Raw genomic sequence first — 6,685 nt, forward strand, 5'->3', positions numbered from 1 at the left:
GGAACAGCTCCCACAACTCATCCGGCACCAGCCGCTCAACAATCCCCGCCACGACCGACAGCCTACCCAATCATCCAAATGAGATGGCTTCTAAGAGCCGCCGATGTCCACACTCCCTGTCCATCCCCACCATGAAGATCTCCAGACGACCCGCGCTGAGCGAGGACGAGCGCCTGGCCGCACTCGGCCGGCTGCTGACCGACGCAGACACCCCGATGCGCCTCCGTGTCGCCGGCGTCATCGTTCTCCTCTATGCGCAACCGCTGACCCGGATCGTCCAGCTGACGGTCGACGACGTGCTCCACGACGGAGAGACCACGCTTCTGCGGCTCGGGGAGCCCGCCTCTCCCGTCCCCGCGCCAGCGACAGCCCTGCTGCTGGCATACATGTCGGACCGCGACAACATGAACACCGCCACCAACCAGGCATCCCGCTGGCTGTTCCCCGGCCGCCGGGCCGGACGGCCGGCCCGTCCCGACCACATGTCCTCACGACTGCGCGAGATCGGCATCCCGGTCGCAGCCGCCCGCGGCGCCGCCATCCGGCAACAACTCCTCGAACTGCCCGCCCCCGTCGTCGCGGACGCCCTCGGCTACCACGACAAGACCACCAGCCGCCTCCTCAGAGAAAGCGGCGGGGCCTGGAGCCGATACGCCGCTGGCGAGCACAGCCGGTCACCAGCGGGCTGGGCTCCCAAGGGAACCCGCGACAGTTGAATGCGAGAGCCCACCAGTAATCGGGGTGCCTTGACAGGCAAAGTGATTAGCCGCCATATTATGCGCATGGCGAGGGATGAAATCGATGGCGAGGCACCCACGCTGGACCAGGCCAGACGGCAGGTCGAGCGCTACGGTCTGGAGGTCGATCCGCAGGCGGTGCTGGTCGCCGTGCGGCTGATCTCGGCGGGCGCGAGGGTCGGCCGGGCGGCCGAGGTGCACTTTGCCAGGTTCGGCCTGTCGACGGGGCGCTACCGCCTGCTCGCCGACCTCGAAGACCACGGCGGGGAGAAATCCCCCTCGCGCCTTGCTGCCGACCTCGATGTCTCCAGGGCCACGGTCACCGGCCTGCTGGACGGCCTTGAGCGCGAGGGGCTGATCGCCCGCCGCCCGTCCACGGACGACGGCCGGGGCACGGTGGCCGTCCTGACCGTGCGCGGTGCGCAGCGCCTGCGTGACATGGCGTCCGAGCATTTCGGGCGGCTGGAGGCGATGGTGGGCGGGCTTTCCGTCGAGGAGCGTGCGGTGTTCCTGGATCTGCTCGCCCGCGTCGTGCGCGGCAGTGCGGCCCTGGCCGCTTACTGACCCGGATCTCAGTCGGCTTGGCCCCGCCCTCCGGGTAGGGCCCTTTTTACGAGGCAATAGTTAGTTGCCTAATCAATTTGGCCGAGTAGGCCTGAGGCTCCCCACCGCAACCTTTCGCTTCCCTCACGCGAACGAGAAAGAGGCCAACGTGCCCGCAACGAAGGACAGAACCAGCCGAAACCGGGCAGCCTCCCGGCCGTTCACCCTGTGGCGCGAGGTACTGACCGCCTACGCCGCCCCTGGGCTGATGGCCGGTACCGCCGGAGTCGTCACCGGGCAGCAGGACCTGGCCGTGGCCGCCTGCACCTCCATCGCCGGCACCTCCGCCGTGGTGGCGTTCCTGGTCGGCACCTGGCTGCGGCACGGCGGGCAGCCCCGACGGTGGACCACCACCACGCCGCGCGTCGCCCTGACCGCGGCACTCGTCATCACCGCCGTCGGCGCGGCGGCCCTGCTGGGATGGTTCACCGCCCAATGGCTACCCGCCCACACTCGGATCCCCGCCACCCCGTGGCTGGAGCGCCTGCGCATCGACCTGCCCGTCTCCGCAGCCCTCGCCACCACCATCATCACCCTGCGCTGGCGCAGCACCACCACAGCATCCCCGACATAGCCCACCCCTGTTCACCGGGCCCACCCGCCCCACGAGCCCAAGCCCGACCGGGCCCACCCCGGCAGCACCGCCGCCGGGAAGTCACCAAGGAATGAGCACACGATGATCGTTGTCATGGGAGCGACCGGAGCAACCGGGAACGCCCTGCTCCGCAGTCTCCTCACACTCGGCACACCCGTCCGCGCACTCACCCGCACCCCGCACAGGCCGATCCCCGGCATAACCGGCGCACACCAACCGCCCGTCGAGGTCCAGTACGCCGACGCCACCGACCCCCACTCCATGCGCACCGCCTTCAAGGGCGCCAGCCAGCTCTTCCTCGCCATGGCCAACAGCCCCGCACAGGTCGAACTCGAAACCCGCGTCATCGACATCGCCGCCCACACGGGCATCGGACACATCGTCAAGATCTCCGCACCCGCCGCCGAACCCGACTCCCCGGTCGCCATCTCCCGCGGACACCACGCCGTCGAGGAACACCTGCGCGCCAGCGGCCTCACCCATACCATCTTGCGCCCCTACGCGTTCATGCAAAACCTCCTGCGCCTGGCCCCCACCGTCGCCCAGGGCATCATCCTCGGCACGATGGGCGACGCGCCCTGCAACTACATCGACTGCCGCGACATCGGCGACGTCGCCGCCGCTGCCCTCACCAGGCCCGACATCGCCGGCGACACCTACGCCCTGACCGGACCCGAAGCCGTCGCCTACCCCGAACTCGCGTCACGACTGACCACCCTGACCGGCAACCAGATCCGCTACGTCAACCTCACCCCGGACGAACTGCGCGACAACCTCATCCACAACGCCCACATGCCCACCTGGCTCGCCGACCACGTGACGGAGATCCAGCAACTCGCCATCGCCCGACCCGAAACCCCCACCACCACTGTCACCGACATCCTCGGCCGCCAGCCCCGCACCGTCGACGCCTTCCTGCACGAACACCACGCCCACTTCCGCCGATAAGACGCCGCTCACGCCTGGCCACGAAACCGCGAACCGTCCCGCCACACAAGGCAGGTGATCAGACATCGGCTCGGTGGTGGGCGAAGCGGGTGAATCTCCGCACGGCCGGGCGCACGTGGAGCCGATACGCCGCTGGAGATCACACACGGTCACCGTCCGGTTGGGATCAGCGGAGAACTGGTGACAGTTGAATACGAGAGCCCACCAGTACCGAGGCCGAGATCAGCGGCGACTTCGGCCGGGCCGAGGCGCGCGACCTGGCGGCGCTCGTGAAGGGCGGCGCGCTGCCGGTGCCCTCGACGTCGTGGAGCAGCGCACGGTCGGCCCGACGCTCGGCGCGACGCAATCGAGGCGAGCACCAAGGCCGCGCTCATCGGCATCGCCCTGACCGCACTGTTCATCACCGTCGTCTACCGGCTCCTTGGCGCGCTCGCCGCCTTGGCCCTCGCGCTGTACGGCCTCATCTCGTACGCCGCTCTGGTGGCGCTCGGCGCGACGCTCACGCTGCCGGGGCTCGCCGGGTTCGTCCTGGCGATCGGCATGGCGGTGGACGCGAACGTCCTGGTCTTCGAACGGGCCAGGGAGGAGTACCTGGGCGTCCGTTCCAAGGACTTGGCGAAGCCGGTGAAGACCGGCTTCGCGAAGGCGTGGAGCGCGGTGATCGACTCGAACGTGACGACGCTGCTCGCCGCGGGATTGCTGTTCTTCTTCGCCACGGGCCCGGTCAAGGGCTTCGGGGTCACCCTGTGCATCGGCGTCCTGGCATCGATGCTCACGGCGCTCGTGATCACCCGCGCGCTCGCGGACTTCGCCGTCGCCCGCAGCTTCGTACGCAAGCGCCCCGGTCTGACGGGCATCGCCTCGACGGGCCGGGTCCGCACATGGCTGTCCCGCCGCAACCCGAACCTGGTCCGCCACCGTCGCCGCTGGCTCGGCGCGAGCGCACTCCTGGTGGCGGTGGCCGTCGCAGGAATCTTCATCCGCGGCCTGGACTTCGGCGTGGAGTTCACCGGCGGCCGCCTCGTCGAGTACAGCACCAGCAGGTCCGTCGACGCGGACACGGCCCGGAACGCCGTGTCCGACGCGGGGTTCCCGCGCGCGGTGGTGCAGGAGTCCGGCGACGGCGACATCACCGTACGCACGGAGAAGCTCACCGACGACGAACAGCAGCGCGTCAAGGCGGCCTTGGAGGAGCCCGGCGGAACCGTCACGGTGGAGCGTGACGAACAGATCGGCCCGAGCCTCGGCAGCGAACTGCGCCAGAAGGCGCTCCTGGCCCTGGGCATCGCGGTGGCCGCCCAGCTGATCTACCTCAGCGTGCGGTTCCGCTGGACCCTGGCGGCAGCGGCAGTCTCTGCGATGGTCCACGACGTCCTCCTCGTGGTGGGCCTGTTCGCCTGGCTGGGCAGGCCGGTGGACAGCGTCTTCCTGGCGGCGCTGCTCACGGTGATCGGCTACTCCGTGAACGACACGGTGGTCGTCTTCGACCGCGTCCGCGAAGCGCGCCGCCGAGACCCACGAGGCAACCTGGAGAAAACGGCCAACCACGCGGTGGTCCAGACACTCCCGCGCACGGTGAACACGGGCATGGGAGCCCTGTTCATCCTGACCGCACTGGCGGTACTGGGCGGCGACTCGCTGGCGGACTTCTCCGTGGCGCTGATCGCGGGCGTCCTGGTCGGCATCGCCTCGACCATCTTCACCGCGGTCCCGATCACCCGACACCCCCACCGGCACGGGACCGCCGCGCCGCGAAGGAAGTCCCTGACGGGTACAGCCCGTTGGAGGCGCGGAGGAAGAAGGAGAGGGGGACGGGGGCGGTCGTCTGAGCCCGCGAGGACGGCCCTGAGGTCGAGGGCAGCCTCCATCACACGCCGACCGGGCCTCCACGGAGCTCCGACAACCGCAGCCACGCTCCGTGGAGGCCCGGTCGGCACGATGCCCGGGGAAGCGGCATTCCGCGTCGGTGCCGGCGTCCTCGGCCACCAGGTCGTCCAGCCGGGAGCAGGTCGCTGCCGACATGGTGATCAGGCGATAACGAGCCTCTGGCGCCAGAGCATGCACAAGTCTGCCCTCTATTTCGTTCGGCCGTTGCTGCTGGCCTGCTCGGGTGACGGGCTCTGGTCAACAGCGAGTCGGCGGTGCCCGAGGTGGGGGTGTCGCTCACGGTGTCCTTCAGAACGGACGGTTACTGGACCAGCCGGAGGGATGCGCGATGGGCTGGGTACGGCGCAGGCGGATCGCCGCGCACGCCTTAATTGCGGTCTCGGTCGGTCTTCTGGTCATGGCCGTTCTCTCCTGGGACCGGCTGGTCAGCCTGACCGCCCGCATCCCCCCCAGTCCCGTTCGTCTTCGTGATCATGTCCGTGGGTTGTGCCGTGGCAGCCGACCAGCTGTACAGACGAACGCGATCAGAGCGGCAACGGCGGTCCGCCCCGCGTATCCGCTGGTGGTGGGTGGTGCTGGCGTTCGGGGCCGTCCTGGCTGCGGTGTGGGCCACCACGGCCGTGCTGTTGCCCCAGACCGCCCATATCCAGCCGGACAGCGAACGGGCGAAGCAGCGGATGGACGTGGTGCGCACCGGTCTGGCCGCAGGTGCCGGCGTGGGCGCGGCCATCACAGTGCTGCTGGCCTTTCGCCGACAACAGCATCACGAGGAAGCCACCGAAAGAACCGACTACGACGCGAGCGAACGGCGAATCACCGAGCTGTACACCAAGGCCGTCGAGCAGCTCGGCAGCTCTCAAGCCCCGGTGCGCCTGGGTGGACTGTACGCGCTGGAGCGGCTCGGCCAGGCGGTTGACGATCACCGGCAGACTATCGTGGACGTCATCTGCGCATACCTGCGCATGCCCTACACCCCGCCCGTGGCCCCTCGCCCGAGCGAGGAGAGACGAAGGCGAGGGTCGCCGCAGGCGGTATCCCGCTCCCGACAGGCAGAGCGTGCACTCATTCGCGGGGAGGGGGAAGCGGACAACCAACGGCGTCAGGAACTCCAGGTACGTGAGACCGCCCAACGCATTCTCATCGCCCACCTCCGTGATCACCGCACGCCGGACCAGCGGGAGACCATCCCTGCCGACGACCAGTTTTGGGAAGGCATGCGCATTGACCTTTCCCACGCCACCCTTACCCCGTGGAACTTCGGCGACTGCCATGTCGCCGAGGCGAATTTCACTCAGGCGACCTTCACCGACACTGCCGACTTCACCGGCGCGACCTTCACCGACACCGCCATGTTCGACGGCGTGACCTTCACCAGCCGGGCCTCGTTCAAGGGCGCGACCTTCACCGGCAACGCCCGGTTCAGCTTCGTGACCTTCACCCGCTCCGTCATGTTCGAGGGTGCGACCTTCACCCGCTCCGTCATATTCGAGGGCGTAATCTTCACCGGCATCGCCGTCTTCACCGGCGTGACCTTCACCCGCTCCGCCATGTTCGACCGCGTGACCTTCACCGGCGGGGCCGTGTTCGAGGGTGTGACCTTCGCCCTCGCCTGGTTCGAGGGCGTGACCTTCACCGGCCCCGCCGTGTTCGACGGTGCGACCTTCACCGACCAGGTCCGGTTCGAGGGTGCGACCTTCGCCCACTCCGCCCGGTTCAAGGGTGTGACCTTCGCCCTCGCCTGGTTCAAGGGCGCGACCTTCACCGGCCCCGTCTCGTTCAAGGGGGCAACCTTCACCTGAGGCTGATCCTTTGGAGTGGACACACCCTGACAATGGATCTTGATGGTCCAGGGAGGGATGTCCAGGTGGGACGCAAGTCTCCGTATCCGGAGGAGTTCAGGAAGGACGCTGTCGCG

The 6,685-nt window shown here is 68.7% G+C and carries 5 protein-coding genes and 1 pseudogene; all 6 read left to right on the forward strand.

Annotated features, from left to right (window positions below):
• The first annotated feature begins 131 nt into the window (after positions 1–131).
• The 6 genes and pseudogenes from ACZ45T_RS39070 (at position 132) to ACZ45T_RS39095 (ending at position 6,569) form a co-directional block, all read left to right on the forward strand.
• A complete protein-coding gene (locus ACZ45T_RS39070; RefSeq protein ID WP_468449228.1) occupies positions 132–716 on the forward strand; it encodes a site-specific integrase in 585 nt (194 codons plus the stop codon).
• A 66-nt stretch (positions 717–782) separates the two neighbouring features.
• Complete coding sequence (locus ACZ45T_RS39075) at positions 783–1,301, forward strand: MarR family winged helix-turn-helix transcriptional regulator (RefSeq protein WP_468449230.1); 519 nt, start codon at positions 783–785, stop codon at positions 1,299–1,301.
• Positions 1,302–1,449: 148 nt separating this feature from the next.
• The gene (locus ACZ45T_RS39080; protein ID WP_468449232.1) at positions 1,450–1,914 is read left to right on the forward strand and encodes a hypothetical protein; all 465 of its coding nucleotides are present in this window, start codon (positions 1,450–1,452) and stop codon (positions 1,912–1,914) included.
• A gap of 102 nt (positions 1,915–2,016) precedes the next feature.
• Positions 2,017–2,883 carry an NmrA family NAD(P)-binding protein gene (locus ACZ45T_RS39085; RefSeq protein ID WP_468449234.1) on the forward strand — a complete coding sequence of 289 codons (867 nt, stop codon included), beginning with the start codon at positions 2,017–2,019 and terminating at the stop codon, positions 2,881–2,883.
• Positions 2,884–3,098: 215 nt separating this feature from the next.
• A pseudogene (gene secF / locus ACZ45T_RS39090) lies at positions 3,099–4,602 on the forward strand (protein translocase subunit SecF); the annotation flags it as partial.
• A gap of 737 nt (positions 4,603–5,339) precedes the next feature.
• Positions 5,340–6,569: a pentapeptide repeat-containing protein gene (locus tag ACZ45T_RS39095; RefSeq protein WP_468449236.1), complete on the forward strand. Its 1,230-nt coding sequence runs from the start codon at positions 5,340–5,342 to the stop codon at positions 6,567–6,569.
• The last annotated feature ends 116 nt before the right edge of the window (positions 6,570–6,685 follow it).

Source organism: Streptomyces sp. NPDC030995, assembly GCF_055571215.1.

Bases quoted from the DNA above. Each gene is read 5' to 3' on its own strand.
- ACZ45T_RS39070 (WP_468449228.1), top strand. From the start codon at position 132: ATGAAGATCTCCAGACGACCCGCGCTGAGCGAGGACGAGCGCCTGGCC.
- ACZ45T_RS39075 (WP_468449230.1), top strand. From the start codon at position 783: ATGGCGAGGGATGAAATCGATGGCGAGGCACCCACGCTGGACCAGGCC.
- ACZ45T_RS39085 (WP_468449234.1), top strand. From the start codon at position 2,017: ATGATCGTTGTCATGGGAGCGACCGGAGCAACCGGGAACGCCCTGCTC.